We start from the raw sequence: 14,927 nt of genomic DNA on the forward strand, positions 1-14,927 counted from the left end.
TTAATGTGCAACTAGCGCACACGCGTCGCAGGTTTGGTTTGAACAGCCTCCGCCGAAGTGCCATGTCAGGCCCGTGCCGACCCAGTACGTGGCCAGTTCGTCTGAGGTGAAATCCCCAAAGGTCTCCGTGTCGCGAAACATGCCGCCGGCGAAGAAGTCCATATCGACGTTGGGAAGCAAGTCCTTAATCCCAAATCCACCTGTGAGACGATGACGGTTGAACGCCGGGAACTGCGCCTGCACGTAGCGGATGGCGGCTTGACCACCGGGAGGCGTCACGCCTCCAGCTGAATTCCCAACTTGCGTTCGTGTGGCGTTTTGAGCGTAAACATAACCCAGTCGCAGTTTGACGCGGTCGTTCACCGAATATTGGCTGCCGAATTGGAAAACCCACTGGTCGTCGTAAACCGCCCCGAATAAATCCGTATCGGACCATTGCTTGAACAGGACGTCGGCTGCCAGCAGCAACCGCCCGTTCATCAGAGATTCATCAGCGATGCCAAGCCCGTAGTTGTTCGGCAGATCGACAAAAATGTCAGAAATGATGGGATCACGCAGGGGCACATCGAGAATCGCCGCGTCGTCGAAGTTGTAGCTTTGTTTCGTTTGATAGTAAAAGCCGACCGTCGTCGCTGGCGCAATGTCGTAGTCGACACCGACCGACCCCCGTAATGCATAGTCATAGGCAGCTCCAGTCAGCCCCACGAACGGGCCGTCCAAAGTTCCATTGCCGAGTTGCAGCTTAGCACCAACCGACAATTCTTCAGTCACGTCAACGCCGGCCGCCACGTTGACATCCAGAAAGGCGAGAAAGGCTGAGGTGCCGTTGCTTTCGGGGACTTGGCGAAAGCTGCTACCGACCCCAGCGGAGCTGATCAGCCCCACACCTAGCGTGCCGGGAACACCCAGAGGACGCAGATCTTGCGCGACGGCGATGTTCCCCAACAGCGACCCTTGGCCTACGGACTTTGCCTCAAAAGGCCCCACGAGTTGGGAAAATAGACTCCCCGCTGGCGGATTGTTCGAGATGTTAAAGGTCGACTCGACCCATGATCCGCTGAACCCGAATGTGGTTCCGGTCAACCGTGCGACCGTGGCAGGATTGCCGTTGATCGCCGACTGCACATCCTGCGGCCGTGCCAAACTCGCTCCACCCATCGCGCCGGACACGGGCATCATTGTGTTGTGTAACTCGACGCCGAAGGCTTGCGCTTGCGCATTTTGAGCATTGATTGCGATTGTGCAAACTGAAATTGTCAGCACGATTAACGCTTGCAGATTGCGGTGCATCGACGCTCCCCCGACTATGTTCTGAGATAGGCATTCACCAAGGCTCTCGTGAGCGAGGATAGAGCCTCAGGAAATTTGGTTGTGTCAATCAGGAAGAATCGGCAAAGTCCGATCCTTCGTCACAACTACTTCGATGCTTAAATTCGACCAATTCCAGAAACGGGCTATTGGAATAACGTCGAAAACTAGGTCAGAACGGCGGGATTAAGCGATTCGATCCGCAAAATCCGCAGAATCGATACCTTTTGACACTGACATGACATCCAGAACCGACATCAATTGGCGTCTTAGAATGCCAAGCAATGGGGGCCCAGAATGGGACGCCGGACATGCCGAGAAAATGTCTCATTGCGTAACAAATTATTCAGCATTCTAGCGAAGTAGAACGGTTGCTTGCTCTAGGACAGTCGATTGCTCAGATCTGCAAGAAGGTCGCCGTCTTCTCATGATCAACGAAAAAACCATCGACGTTTGCACGTCGACGGTTTGGATTCAAGATTCGATTAATAGGCAGCCTACTGCCGTCTGCGTCGGATCCTGTGACGAATTGAAGGGATGTTTCTAATTGGTTGTTCGAAACATCGGGAACGCTCAATCTACTGAAAAAGAGCCCTAGGATTGCAATCGAAGGGCTTTTGTAGAGCCGCCGAAGAGACTTGAACTCTTGACCTACGCATTACGAATGCGTCGCTCTACCAACTGAGCTACGGCGGCTTGGAGTGTAGGCAGTTCCTGCGGATTTTCGCGGAACGTCACAGCAATGGTATATCTTACGTTGGCCGGTTTTGCAAGCCGAATGGCGGGGGGCGGCAAACCCTTTGGGGGACTGTTGATAGGGTGGTTTTCGCTTAGCCGTTATGTGGCGGTTTTTTGTCTTCTCGCGAGGGAATCTGGCCGATTTTGTAGTCCGGCCAGCGGCGTTCGATGAGGTCGACAATCTCCTGCGGCATGTCCAATTGCGCCGGCCAGGGGCGTGATTGGGTCTCTTCTGGGAATTTCGTGGTCGCATCCAGGCCGATCTTGGCCCCGGTTCCGGCAATTGCATTGGCATGGTCCAGGTAGTCGGCTGGGCCGCTGGTCTGTAAGACGTCTCGCGCGGGATCTAGGTTCGCGCCGACTTGAAACCAGACTTGCTCCTCGTTGAGCAAATCGACACCCGCATCGACCACCACCACCAGCTTGCTGTACATCAATTGGTTCAGGCTCCAGATGCCGTTCATCACTTTGCGAGCCTGTTGCGGGTAGGTTTTGTTGATCGAAACAAAACAGATGTTCCGCCCTGCTCCGCTGCGGGGTAGGTGGAAATCTTCGATCTCGGGCAAGAACAATTTGATCAACGGCCGAAAAATTCGCTGGACTGTGCGGTTCATCCAAAACTCTTCACGCGGTGGTTGACCGAACACCGTCGTGGGGAAGACCGGATTGGCGCGATGCGTGAGCGCGGTGAGTTGTAACAGTGGTCGCGGCATGCGGGGTGCATAATACCCTGTTCGACTGCCAAACTCGCTCCCCGGTTGCAGTTCGTGCAGGGCATCGATGTAGCCTTCCAGGACGATTTCCGCATGTGCGGGCGCCTGCAATTCCACACTACGGCAGGCGACGACTTCGATGTTTTTATCTCGCAAAAATCCGCCGAAGACCAACGGGTCGCTATCGGCCGGCAGCGGCAGCGTGCAGACGAAATCTAGCAGTGGGTCGCCTCCCAGCGATACCGCCACGGGGGTCTGCTTGCCAAGCTGGCAGGTTTTTCGAAAATTTTGAAACCCGACGTCGTGTGGTGTCCAATGCACCAGCGCCGAGGTCGCTCCGCGGATCTCCAACGGCACGTTGCCGACATGTCGCGTCCCGGTCACCGGATCGACAGTATGAATCTGGCCGCGGGTAATAAACGGCGCAGTCTCTTTGGGACGGCAATGGAGTTGCGGTAACTCTCCCAGATCGATGTCGCGGCCGACTTTAACGACCTGTTGGCTGATCGCTGTGGCAACTGTTTTGGGTGGCAGATTCGTCAACTGCGAAAATTGAGGCAACAGCTTGAGTTTCTCCAACCAACCGTCGGGAAGTGCGGGACTGATTAAGCCGGCGACGCGGTGAGCCACCTCTTCGACATCGGCAACCCCCAAAGCGCGGCACATCCGTTTTTCGCTGCCCAATAGATTGACTGCTACCGGTAGCGCGGTCTGTTTGACGTTTTCGAAGAGGAGTGCCGGCCCCCCGTCTGCGGACTGTGTGATGCGGTCGGTGATTGCGGCGATTTCCAAAACGGGATCGACCTCAGCCGCCACGCGGATCAACTCGCCGGAATCGTGGAGGTCGGACAAAAAATCAGCGAGATGATCGTACGGCATATGTGTCGCTGCGAATTTAGGGTACGGAAGTCGAATCGTCTTGATCGGAATGGGGAGGATTATAACAACTTCCCCACCCGTTGACTTGTGCTCGCCCCCCGGATTTCAGTTGAATGGCGGCGGTGGGATGTTTTGTGCGAGCTGCCGCTCGAATTGGCAGCGGTCGTTTTTGGTGGGTTGCCTCTTACCTCCATGACGGCAGGCGGGAGCCCGCCCTACCGTTGCACTGTATTTATTGGTTGCTGCAACAGCGCTTCCGCTGGACTGCTGCAAACGTTCGCCGTTATGATTTTGGAAAGACCACTCAACGATATTAGGAGTCCTCGAGAAGTGCAAATTCGCTCATTGCTGCTGACGGCCGCTACCATTTCACTAATCTTTTCCGGTACGATCACGAACGCCTTTGCGGGCGACGGTGCTGATAAGAAGGCGATTGAAGAAGTGGCCTCCGGGAAACGGACAACTGCCAATGCCGCTTGGTGGGGTTTCGATGCTGAAGATGCCACCGATACGTTGCAAGCTGCGATTGATTCGGGCGCCAAAAAAGTGATTGTCCCCTACGTGGGGCAACCCTGGATTGTGCGGCCGATTCAGTTGCATGGAAATCTGGAGCTGGTCTTTCAGCCCGGCGTGTTGGTGTTGGCTAAAGGCGGGGAATTCCGCGGCGGCGGAGACTCGTTAATCCGCGCTGAAGACGTATCGGACATCACCATTCGTGGGTACGGCGCGACGCTCCGCATGCGCAAAAAGGATTACCAACAGCCTCCCTATGAAAAAGCGGAATGGCGAATGGGCTTGCGTATTGTCGGCTGTCAGCGGGTCGATATTTCGGGACTGCGTGTTGAAAGTTCTGGCGGCGACGGAATTTATATCGGTTCCAGCGGCAAAAACCGTTGGTGCACCGACATCACGATTCGTGATTGCGTCTGCCACGACAACCACCGTCAAGGAATTAGCGTGATTAGCGCGGAAAACCTGTTGGTTGAAAATTGCATTCTCTCAGGGACAGACGGGACCGCTCCGGAAGCGGGGATCGATCTCGAACCGGATAGTCCGGATGAGCGGTTGATGAATTGCGTGGTTCGTAATTGCGTGATGGAAGACAACTCGGGGCACGGGATTTTGGTGTATCTCAAACCGCTGTCTGCGGAGTCGGAACCGGTCTCGGTGCGGTTTGAAAACTGTCTCACGCGGATGGGCAAACCGGGCATGGCAGCGGATGATTTCACCGATCCCCAGATGCGCGGTTGGGCCGGCATGGCGGTCGGGACCGCGCGGGATGACGGGCCGCAAGGTCTGATCGAATTTATCAACTGCACCTCAGAAAATACCGGCAAGGAGGGGGCGAAGATCTTTGACAAATCAGCCAAGAGCGTGAAAGTCCGGTTTGTGGATTGTAACTGGCGAAACTCTTGGGTCGCACGGCACCAGGATTATGGTGGACCGCGGCCTGCCGTCTTCTTTCACCTACGGCGGCCCGAAATTGTCACCGCACCGGGTGGGGTCGAATTCGTCAACTGTCATCTGTACTACGACGCAATTGGCCCGGCTTTGGATTATGTCGATGATCATGGCGGGCATGATTTGCAGGACGTCACCGGAAAGATCACACTGCACCGGCAACACAAAGTCCCCAACCAACTGGGGGACGCGGCGAATCATGTTAATCTGCAGTTGATTGAAGTTGAAAAATAGCCACGGATTCACACAGATAAAACACGGATTCAAACCTCCCAAAGTAGGGTGCGTCGCGACGCACCTTTCAATTCAGGACGGTAGATTCACAATAAAAAAGTTAGCGTACAAAGACACGAAGCCGGAAAGAACAGGGAGCGGAGAGCCCCCTTTTTTCCCTTTGCAGCTCAGCGCCTTTGCGTGAGTTTTTCTTCTTTCGTTTTTAATTTGAATACGAATTATCACTGGCAAAACCTGGAACGATTCCACAATGACGACAACCGCTGAGCTAACTTTGAATGGCGTTTCCATTGTGGATACGTTTGCTGAGGCGTTTCCGACGATGGCGGCGCGGGTGATTGTGACGGCTGCCAATGCCCATTGGGCTGATGTGGCCGGGACGGTGATGACCGGTTATGCGACCAGCGTGATTGCCTGCGACGCCGAGGCTGCCGTCGAGCGTCTGCTGTCGGCTGATGAAACGCCCGATGGGCGGCCGGGGGTGAGCGTGTTGGTTTTTGCCTTCAATCGCGATGCCTTGGCAAAGGCCGTTGTCGGACGCGTCGGGCAATGCGTGCTGACGTGTCCGACGACCGCTTGTTACAACGGACTGTTGGATACGCCAACGGACAAACAGTTCTCCGTCGGCGGGCAATTGCGGTTTTTCGGTGACTCGTTTCAACAATCCAAAAAAATTGGCACGCAACGACTTTGGCGGATCCCGGTGATGGATGGCGAATTCGTTTGCGAGGATCGTTTCGGGTCCCTCAAGGGGGTCGCGGGCGGCAATCTCATTATCGCGGGACGTTCTCCCCAAGCCGCCTTATCCGCATCAGAAGCGGCGGTGACTGCGATTCGTGAGATTCCCAACGTGATCCTGCCGTTTCCTGGAGGGATTGTCCGCAGCGGCAGTAAGGTTGGTTCGCGATACAAAAAACTCAACGCCAGCACGAACGATGCTTATTGCCCGACACTACGAGGCATGACCGACCTGGCGATTCCCGAAACCGTGGAGGCAGTCTATGAAATCGTCATCGACGGCTTGGCTGCCGACGATGTTCAGGCAGCCATGCAAGCGGGCTTGCACGCTGCTTGCAGTGTGGAGGAGATCGAATTGGTAACGGCTGGAAATTACGGTGGCAAGCTTGGCCCGCACCATTTTTACCTCAAGGATCTCCTGTAGCCGTTCGTTATTTGAGACGAATCCGGTGTGCCTATTGCTATTGCGCTAATCCTTCTGTTCTAACTCGCGGCGCAGAGCGGCGAGTTCGTCTTCGATGGCGGGATCACGTCCGGTGGGAGCATCGGCAGAAACATCGTCGTCCGCCTCTGTGCCGAGGACTTGGGTGTCGTCCAGCAGATTGTCGACGGTGTCGTTGGCGGAGGATGCGTTGGATTGGCTGAGAATTTGTTCTTGCAGCCGCCGCGCTTCCGCAAGTCGTGCTTCTAGGGCGCGGCGGGTGGTTTCCAATTGCTCGCTGGTGGAGACGGCGGCTGTGTGTTGTTGCAGCAGTCCGGCAATCAAGTCTTCGACTTCCCGTTTTCGCATCAACGCTCGCCGTGCAGCTTCCTCGTGACCGGCTGACAGTTCCTCGCGGGCTTTGTCCTGCCAATGTGCGATGTGTCGGCGGTGTTCGTCGATTTCGGATTGAATCCGCTGTTGATTCGAGGTCGCGGTCGCGACGCTACGATTAGCGCCGGCGACACCCGCTTCCATTTCGCGGAGGATACTCAAGATGGCCGCATGTGGGTCGGCCTCCCGATCAAGCAATTCATTCAAATTACAGGTGACTATGTCACTGAGCCGGCTGAAATAGGTCATCGCCGCTACTCCGATTCCTTCATAACGCGTCTCAAAATCGTCTGCTGTTTGGTTGTGTTGATTCTGGTGAATTCCCCAGACCGTGCACAACCGAATTTTGAAACGGGTTCTCGTGGGCCGTTAAAAAAAGTCCCGATGCTTCGCTGGTGCGTCGAGAGCATCCCTTGGTAACGTCAAACCGCTGAAAATGGTTCACTCATCAGCTCATATTCCATCAATTTTTAATGGAATCTTCCCATCGCCCTCTGGGAGATGCCATCTGTGATCATTCTAGGCTGCGAGTGTTGTTTTTTGTCATCACATTTTTCTGAGATTTCGCTAAACGATAACTGTCGATCGTCAATAGTCTTCGGCCGGCCCGCGCACGCCGCGGGAGAGTAATTTTTCTTGGAGTTTTTCACGCGCCAAACGCAAGCGGCTTTTGGCGGTCGAAGTCGTCGTCTCTGTGGCATCGGCCACTTCCGAGAGCGTCAAACCAGCGTAGTGATGCATCACAAAGGTCGTTCGCTGCAGCTCGGGCAATTGTTGCAGCAAATTATCGACGATTTGCGCCAGTTCCTTCACGTGTGTTTGATCTTCAGGAGAAACGACCTCGCCTACCAGCCGCGCAAGAGCGTTGTCGTCTTCGTCGCGAGATTGCACTGCGCGAATCAGTGCGTCGTGTGACTGGCGGCGAATGCTGTCAATCATCAGGTTGCGGGCGATTCGATACATCCACCCGCGAAACCGTCCCATGGGGAGGTAATCCCACGATTGATTGTAGACTCGCAGTAGCGTTTCTTGCGTCAAATCCTCCGACATTTGTCGGTCGCGCGTATTTCGGAAGAAAAACCCAATCAGCGGTGCTTGGTAACAGACGACCAACTCTTCAAAGGCGCAGGAATTCCCGGCCTGAATTTCGATCATCAGGCGATCGTCGTTATTGGTGACTGTTTCCGGTTCCGGCACGGCATTCTTCTCGCGCTACAACTTAACTGTTGAATCTCCCAGACTGGTCTCCCGGCCGCCATACGCGCCGCCCCAGTTGACGTCTCAGTACTTCCCACTATAGTGGCGCCAGCGTCGGATGTCACTAATACGTTCCCGTAAGTTTCGTCCTCTGGCTGTTGGGTGTGTGGTGTTTTGAGGATTATTCGGCGAGTTTTTTACTGTGTCCATTTCACTGCATTACGGCCAACGCCGCGTTTATGAATGCGATTGCGATCCCTCGCAACTCCAGGCGCAACTAGCGCTTCCGCATCCCACGGCGGATTTTGGTGCGGATCTCAAGACGGCTTTCGAGCAGCCGCTCGATTTTCCTCCGCTGTCACAGTGCGTCGTGCCCGGTGACAAAGTGGTACTCGCCGTCGACCATCACACACCGCGGGCAGCGGAGATTGTCGACGCTGTTTGCGAGATCCTCATCGCCAGCGGCATCGAACCGGGTGATGTGACGATTTTGCAACCCGCGTCGACCGGCAATGGTTTATTGATCGATCCCCGCAGCCAGTTGGTCGATTCGATCCAAGCGCAAATCGAATGGGAAATCCACGACCCGGCTGATGAAAACCAAAACGCATATGTCGCAACGACGGCGGGAGGCCAGCGGATTTATCTTTCCCGCAATTTGGTCGAAGCCGATTTTGTGCTGAGCATCGGTCAAATCACCTTCGATCCGGTCATGGGATACCGCGGAACCAATAGCGTGTTTTATCCAGGTCTCTCCTCAGCCGATGCATTTGGCCGCGCGCAGGGACAAGGACACAGTGAACTCGGTCCCGATGAAGAACGTCCCTTTCGGCAACTCGTCGACGAAGTCGCTTGGTTGCTTGGCACGCAGGTGAGCGTGCAGGTGATCGCCGCCGGGCGTGGCGAAGTGTTGACTGTGTTGAGCGGAGCCAACGAGTCGGTTTTACGACGCGGCATTTCTTTGTTGGGTGATCATTGGCGACTGCAAGTCGATGAACGTGCCGAGGTCGTCGTGGCGGCCGTTAGTGCGGATGCGGGTGGGCACAGCTGGGAACAATTTGGGACGGCAGTGGCGAATGCCCGACGGCTGGTTACGCGGGGCGGCCGGATTGTGATCCTTTCGGAATTGTCCGCCGAGCCGGGCGATGGCATGCAGCTGATCCGTGGCAGCGACGAACCTCGCGATGCGATTCAACCGCTCTGTGATCTGTCCCCACCGGACCTCATTCCGGCCCTGCAATTGGCCGATGCTCTCGACTGGGCGGAGGTGCATTTGTTGAGTCATGTCCGCGACAGCATCGTCTCGGAATTGCATATGCAGCCGTTAGCCAGTGAGAGTGCTGTTGATGCGATCGTTGCCGAGGCGGGATCCTGTATTTTCCTGGATGGGGCGCAACACGCGTATGGGAACGTGCGGTCTTAATACATCCGTCTGGATTTCTTCGAAGATGGCGAGAGACTCATGACTGATCCGGAAACCCCGCTCGATGTGCTTGTCGTTGCACCGCATCCCGATGATGCGGAGATCAGTGTCGGCGGCACCATCCTCCTCAGTCGGCAACAGGGGCTGCGGGTCGGCGTCGTGGAATTGACCAGCGGAGAACCGACACCGCACGGCACACCGGCGATTCGCCAACGCGAAACCGCAGCGGCTACGAAAGTGCTGGGACTCGATTTTCGCGAAAATTTGGGACTCCCTAACCGCAGCCTGGAACATACTCTGCAAGCGCGGCGGGCATTGGCGGGTGTATTTCGGCGGACACGTCCGCAAACGATTTTGGCGCCGTACTGGGACGATGCGCACCCCGATCATGTGGTGGCGAGCGCTCTGTGTGATGCGGCACGGTTCTGGTCAAAACTCTCACGGACCGATCTGCCGGCTCAGCCATTTTGGCCGCCGCGCATCCTCTATTTTTGGAGCATCCATCTGCGGATTCATCCGAAGCCATCGCTGGTGCTTGACATCAGTGAGCACATCGAGACCAAAATGGAATCGATCCGTTGCTACGAAAGCCAAGTCCTCATCAACCGGCCCAAGGAATTCCCCACGATTCTTGACGACATTCAGGATCGCGCGCGGTATTGGGGATGGACCATCGGCAAGGGATACGGTGAGCCGTTTGCCAGCCGCGAGGAGATTGGGCTGGGCAGTTTGGAATCACTGATTTGAATCTCACAGCATGACCGCGGCTGCATTAAAACGGCAACGGTTTGCCGATTCGCTCTTGCGTTGCCAAGTCCAAGAGTTTTGCTGCCAGGGCGACATCCTCAATCGCCAGTCCGGTCGATTTGAACAACGTGACGCTATCCTTTTGCGGACGGCCTGTGTTGCGGCCGGTGACGATTGCTGATAGTTCGTGCATCAGCGGCCAATCGATCGCGTGTTCTGTGAGTGCCGCTGAGAAATCGCCCGCCTCTAATTGACATTGGGCAATGCTGTCGCAGGCAATGACATCGGCGCGGCGAACCGTGGTGACGTCGATTTCCGCTTTCTGCAAAAAATTCGAACCGACCACGTTGAGATGCGTCCCTTCGTCCAAAACGCGACCGTCGAACACCGGAGCCGAGCTGCCGGTGGCGGTGATCACAATATCCTTCTCCGTCGCAGCCGTGTCGGGCGCATGGACCGGTTCGACTTCGGTGTTGCACAATTCAGACATCTCGTCGGCGAAACGGCGGCGGTTTTCGTCGTTGCGGCTGTAGACTTCGACATAATCAATCTTGCGCGTTTCGCAGACTGCTTTTAACTGGGTGCGAGCCTGTTTGCCGGTGCCAAAAACACCAACGACTTTGGAATCGGGCCGCGCCATGTAGTCGGTGGCGACACCGGTAGCCGCGCCGGTGCGGAGTTGTCCCAAGTAATCGGCCTCGATCAACGCTAACAGTTTGCCGCTTTCGATCGAGTACAGACCAACAAGAAAGTCGACATGCCCGGGCCGGCTGGAGTAGTTTTTCCATCCGGCGACACCCAGATAGTCAGCCGAGGCTGACATGGTGTGCAAAAAGAACGGGCCAGGTGCGAAGGCGCGTGCGCGCGGCACGTTCTCCGCGGTTCCTTCGGCAAGAGCGACAAACGCCTGTTCCACGACTTCGATGGCCGTTTCCATATCCAACAGGTCGCGAACCTCTTCTTCAGTAATGAACAGTGCAGCCATGCCATCTCTTTCATTCGTGTGGGATGCGAAACTGCGAGCTTAAGTCATTCTAGCGGGGAGGGAACAGAGGGGCGCTCGTAAATCGTTAAAAAATGAGAATTCCTGCGAACAGATGCGTGCGGTTGTGTTTGCTCGTTTCATGGATTCGACATGATAAAAAACTATGATTCGACCAACTCGGCAATGGCCGCGTAGTTCTCCTTGAGGGATTGATACAACTTGCCATACAGGGGATAGGCGCGGTTGTAGGCGGCTTTGGTTTTGCGGTCGGGAGTGGTGCGGCTAGTTGTGTCGATGGCCGCTGCACATGCTTCGACGACGTCTTTATAGGCACCCGTTCCGGCTGCGGCGAGCAAGGCGACACCGAACGCGGGGCCCTCTTCGGCGTTGATGGTCATTACCGGCTTGCCATAAATATCCGCTTGCATTTGCCGCCAAAAGGGGCTGCGGGCGCCACCACCGGAGAGACGGATTTCGCGGACGGGGATTTTCATCCCCTCGATGATTTCCAGGCAATCCCGCATGGCGTACGTCGCGCCTTCCATCACCGAGCGAATCAAATGCGGTTTGCCGTGCCTCAGTGATAACCCAATCCAAGCGCCGCGAGCATGTGGGTCCGCGTGCGGTGTCCGTTCGCCGGTTAAATAGGGGAGAAAATACAACCCTTCGCAACTCGCCGGCGCCTGGGACGCCTCGGCGGTCAGCAATTCGTAGGGATCGATTTTTTGACGACGGGCGGCTTTCACTTCAGCGGCACCCAGTTGATTTCGATACCATTGAAAACTGCCACCTGCCGAAAGGACGACTCCCATCACATGCCACTTGTCACGGACCGCATGGCAAAAAGTATGCACGCGCCCTTGGGGATCGATTTGAACTTCGTCACTGTGCGCGAAGACAACGCCGCTGGTGCCCATTGTGGCGGAAATTACACCTCGGCGGACGATGCCGTTGCCGATCGCACCGGCCGCTTGGTCTCCCCCACCTCCAACCACCGGCACACCGGCGGCAAGGCCCATTTGTTTGGCGGCGATCGGCGAAAGCTTGCCGCTGACCTCTTCGGATTCAAATACCGGCGGCAGCAGTTCCTGGTCAATGTCCAATTTCTTGAGCAGCGGTTTACACCACCGCCGGCGTTTGACATCCAATAACAACGTTCCCGATGCGTCACTGACCTCCGTGGCGAATTCACCGGTGAGCCGGAAACGAACGTAGTCCTTCGGCAAAAGAATCTTCGCCGTTCGGGAATAGTTGCGGGTTTCGTGTTCGCGGAGCCAGAGGATCTTGGGAGCCGTGAATCCGGTCAGCGCTGGGTTGGCGACCATGTTGATCAGTTTTTTGCGTCCACCGGCCTTAGATTCGATCTCGGCGCATTGGGCGGCGGTCCGCTGGTCGTTCCATAAAATTGCCGGGCGGATGACATTGTGGTCGCGGTCCAAAAAGACGCTGCCGTGCATTTGTCCGCTCAGGCCGATCCCAGCGACCTCAGCCGGTTTGAATTTTCCAGCTTTGAGAACCTGCTTGACGGTGCGTACGGCAGCCTTCCACCAATCGGCCGGGTTCTGCTCGGACCATCCCGGTTTGGGGCTGTCGAGGGGGTATTCCGCTGTGGCGGATGCAACGATCTGACCGTCTTCTCGTATAGCCAACGTTTTCGTGCCGCTGGTGCCCACGTCGATGCCCAGATAAATTCCCATCGCTGTGAATCCTTGTTGCGAAATGTGACGGTCAATGAATGAAATGGTCTGCCCATTGGTTGATTGTCGTGTGGCAACTCGCCATTGCAGGGCGAAACCTGCCAATGAGATTCGCGCGCGCCACCGCATACAACAGAACATTTCTGGAGGAACGCCGTCAGCAAGATGCCGCGAGCGATTCTGCAGCATCGGCGACGAATTGTCCAGCAACAATACAGCAGTAGGGCCTACTGCCACCACGATGCCGCGTAAAGTGCCAAACATCGATCACGGCAACATCATCGGAAACAACCCCACCGGGTAGTCCGTATTGATGTCGGGCGGCGTGACTTCGGAGGCAATTTCTCCAGGGGCTCCTAGACCTTCGGAAATCAGCAATCCCTGCAGGCGGACGACGCTCAACCACAAGGCCGTTTGTATTTGCACCGCTGCGAGACTTTGGCGAAAATAGGTCCGCTGCGCGGTGAGCAATTGCAAATAATCGAGTTGTCCTTCTTTGTAGCCACGGCTCACCAGATCGAGATTCTGCTTGGCTTTGGGCAGGATTTTATCGCGATAACTCTCCATTTGTATCCGCGCGTTTTGATAGCTTTGAAACGCGGTGGCGAGACGGTCGCGCAGGTCCAACCGCAGACGTTCAATTTCGCGGCAGGCGCGAATATGCTCGGCTTGGGCGGCGGTGATATTGCCTTGATTGCGGTTGTGAATCGGGATCGGAAAACCGACTTGAATGTTGACGATGGTATAGTCCGTGGCGAAATCTTGTGCGATACCGAGTTGAGCATCCATGTTGGGAATCGGTTCGGCTTCGGCGCGTTGGATCGCCCACCGAGCGCGATGAACATTATAATACGCCGCCTGCAGTTCTGGGCTGTTTTCCGTCAACCAGTTCCAGACCGAATCGAATTCCAGATCCGGCGGGGTCTGGTCGAGACTGCCAACGAGGTTCTCTGGCTGTAATGCGGGGGAACCAACAGCCAGCGATAAACGTTTCAGCGAGGTTTGACGCACGACGCGCGATGTTTTGACCAGATTCAAATTACTCTGGGCTTCGATCTCGGCTTGCAGCACTTGCGAATAGGTCCCTTCCCCTGCTTTTTCCAAACTGCCTGCTATTTTCGCAGCCTGTTGCGCCAACTGTTGTAAGTCCAACGCTAGTTCCAACGTTTTATGTGCGCCGAGCGATTCATAAAATCGGCGGCGGACGGTGTTGATGACGCGATGTTGTTGCGTTTCTCGCCTCCAACGGGCTTGTTCAACAGCACTGCCTGCGACGGCGCGGTTCAATTCTAATTTACCGCCGCGAACAAATTCTTGCCCAATAAACAGTCCTTGTTGGCCGGCGTAACCCTCATTGCCGACTTCCGCTGCCTGATAACCCATGATCGGATTAGGACGTAGCCCGACTTGCTCACGCACACCATTGAGCCGCATGATCTCGGCGGCCGCTTGCTGTAATGTCGGATTGGTCGCCAGGGCCAACTCTTCCAATTCCGACAGCGAATAGGCGACCCCCGGTTCGGGCTGGATCGCATCCGGCGGAGACGATTTGATGGTGGACATGCTGGCATCGGAAAAATCGATAAACAAATCCGCGTTGGAAAGATGGACGACTCCCGAATCATCGGCCCGCGCCGCATCGACTTGACCAGGCAGCGGTTCATCAGCTTGTACGTATCGTTCGCGTGCTGGCAACGCCAAGACTAACGGTGCAGCGCTGAGGAGAACGAGTGCGAAGCGGCGCACGCGCTGGTAGGATCGTTCCATGGACTTCATCCCTGGGGAGAGGACGAGTGACTGCGGTGGGGTTTGGGTCATCTTACAACAGCGCTAGGTGCGGACCATGCGCATGACGTTTGTATCGACGGTAACAGTCATTGGGATTGAATGTTTCCTAAGGGTGGCTGGGTCTCTCTTGGCCGAGGTTGGCCAGAGCGGCGACAATTGTTGATCTTTTGGCTGCCACATGGTACAGACCCTGTTCACTCTCAAA

11 protein-coding genes and 1 tRNA gene are annotated in these 14,927 nt (G+C 55.8%); 4 read left to right on the forward strand and 8 right to left on the reverse strand.

The window, feature by feature from the left end:
- From CA54_RS13970 to CA54_RS13980, 3 genes are all read right to left on the reverse strand, one after another.
- Nucleotides 1-1,290 (reverse strand): OmpP1/FadL family transporter, encoded by a 1,290-nt coding sequence (locus CA54_RS13970; protein WP_146371347.1) that lies wholly within the window; start codon nt 1,288-1,290, stop codon nt 1-3.
- A gap of 641 nt (nt 1,291-1,931) precedes the next feature.
- Nucleotides 1,932-2,004 (reverse strand) — tRNA-Thr (locus CA54_RS13975).
- Nucleotides 2,005-2,138: 134 nt separating this feature from the next.
- The gene (locus tag CA54_RS13980; RefSeq protein WP_146371348.1) at nt 2,139-3,638 is read right to left on the reverse strand and encodes a UbiD family decarboxylase; all 1,500 of its coding nucleotides are present in this window, start codon (nt 3,636-3,638) and stop codon (nt 2,139-2,141) included.
- A 330-nt stretch (nt 3,639-3,968) separates the two neighbouring features.
- Between CA54_RS13980 and CA54_RS13985 the strand changes: the two genes are divergently transcribed.
- Nucleotides 3,969-5,333, forward strand: coding sequence for a right-handed parallel beta-helix repeat-containing protein (locus tag CA54_RS13985; RefSeq protein WP_197532456.1), 1,365 nt, complete (start codon nt 3,969-3,971; stop codon nt 5,331-5,333).
- 250 nt (nt 5,334-5,583) lie between these two features.
- Nucleotides 5,584-6,495, forward strand: a complete 912-nt coding sequence (gene fhcD / locus CA54_RS13990; protein WP_146371350.1) for a formylmethanofuran--tetrahydromethanopterin N-formyltransferase — start codon at nt 5,584-5,586, stop codon at nt 6,493-6,495.
- Nucleotides 6,496-6,540: 45 nt separating this feature from the next.
- Here fhcD and CA54_RS13995 read toward each other — a convergent pair whose 3' ends face one another.
- Complete coding sequence (locus CA54_RS13995; protein WP_146371351.1) at nt 6,541-7,134, reverse strand: PspA/IM30 family protein; 594 nt, start codon at nt 7,132-7,134, stop codon at nt 6,541-6,543.
- Between the two features lie 339 nt (nt 7,135-7,473).
- A complete protein-coding gene (locus tag CA54_RS14000; RefSeq protein WP_231963060.1) occupies nt 7,474-8,082 on the reverse strand; it encodes an RNA polymerase sigma factor in 609 nt (202 codons plus the stop codon).
- 202 nt (nt 8,083-8,284) lie between these two features.
- On the opposite strand from CA54_RS14000, the gene CA54_RS14005 reads away from it, so the two are divergent.
- Nucleotides 8,285-9,505: a lactate racemase domain-containing protein gene (locus tag CA54_RS14005; protein WP_146371352.1), complete on the forward strand. Its 1,221-nt coding sequence runs from the start codon at nt 8,285-8,287 to the stop codon at nt 9,503-9,505.
- A gap of 39 nt (nt 9,506-9,544) precedes the next feature.
- Nucleotides 9,545-10,252, forward strand: coding sequence for a bacillithiol biosynthesis deacetylase BshB1 (gene bshB1, locus CA54_RS14010; protein WP_146371353.1), 708 nt, complete (start codon nt 9,545-9,547; stop codon nt 10,250-10,252).
- Between the two features lie 25 nt (nt 10,253-10,277).
- On the opposite strand, the gene CA54_RS14015 is transcribed toward bshB1, so the two are convergent.
- The 3 genes from CA54_RS14015 to CA54_RS14025 all read right to left on the reverse strand — a co-directional run bounded on the left by CA54_RS14015 (nt 10,278) and on the right by CA54_RS14025 (nt 14,701).
- Nucleotides 10,278-11,237: an ornithine cyclodeaminase family protein gene (locus tag CA54_RS14015; RefSeq protein ID WP_146371354.1), complete on the reverse strand. Its 960-nt coding sequence runs from the start codon at nt 11,235-11,237 to the stop codon at nt 10,278-10,280.
- Nucleotides 11,238-11,398: 161 nt separating this feature from the next.
- Complete coding sequence (gene xylB, locus CA54_RS14020) at nt 11,399-12,934, reverse strand: xylulokinase (protein WP_146372392.1); 1,536 nt, start codon at nt 12,932-12,934, stop codon at nt 11,399-11,401.
- A gap of 267 nt (nt 12,935-13,201) precedes the next feature.
- On the reverse strand, nt 13,202-14,701 hold the full coding sequence (locus CA54_RS14025) for a TolC family protein (RefSeq protein ID WP_197532457.1): 1,500 nt from the start codon (nt 14,699-14,701) through the stop codon (nt 13,202-13,204).
- Nucleotides 14,702-14,927: the final 226 nt, after the last annotated feature.

The sequence above is a fragment of the Symmachiella macrocystis genome (genome assembly GCF_007860075.1).
GTDB lineage: Bacteria > Planctomycetota > Planctomycetia > Planctomycetales > Planctomycetaceae > Symmachiella > Symmachiella macrocystis.